The sequence below is a fragment of the Streptomyces sp. NRRL S-350 genome (genome assembly GCF_000719705.1).
Taxonomy (GTDB): Bacteria; Actinomycetota; Actinomycetes; order Streptomycetales; family Streptomycetaceae; genus Kitasatospora.
Map to the genome: position 1 here is coordinate 1 of NZ_JOHO01000208.1, position 388 is coordinate 388.

General features: G+C 62.1%; 2 pseudogenes. Both read right to left on the reverse strand.

Going from position 1 to position 388, the window contains the following annotated elements:
• Nucleotides 1-165: 165 nt before the first annotated feature.
• Nucleotides 166-294, reverse strand: a pseudogene (locus IF30_RS47390) (IS5/IS1182 family transposase); the annotation flags it as partial.
• A pseudogene (locus IF30_RS50715) lies at nucleotides 275-388 on the reverse strand (helix-turn-helix domain-containing protein); the annotation flags it as partial. The pseudogenes IF30_RS47390 and IF30_RS50715, both read right to left, overlap by 20 nt.

Below are 388 nucleotides of genomic sequence, written 5' to 3' on the forward strand. Positions count from 1 at the left end.
CGACACGATCCACGGACGAGATTCCCTCTTCCCCACGGACGATCCAACGAGCAGACCAGCCGACGGTCACACAACAACACGGCTTCTGTTAGGACCTGTAAGGGCTGTCCCGTAATTGATCGTTGAGGGCCGTGTACGGTGGGCCGTCGCCCGGCCGCTTTCGCTCTACGCGGCTTGGATGAGGTTGTGCAAGCGTGCGATGCCAAGCATCGCGTGGTGGACGCCATCGCCCTTGAGCCGGCAGTCGCGCAGGATCTCCCAGGTCTTCATCTGGGCGAAAACGTGGATGGAGCGAGTCGAAGCCGTCCGCGTTGAAATTGTGGATCACGTCGCGGACCCGGTCCGCGCTGGTGAACGTCACCGCAGCGATCTTGTCCACCGTCATGCC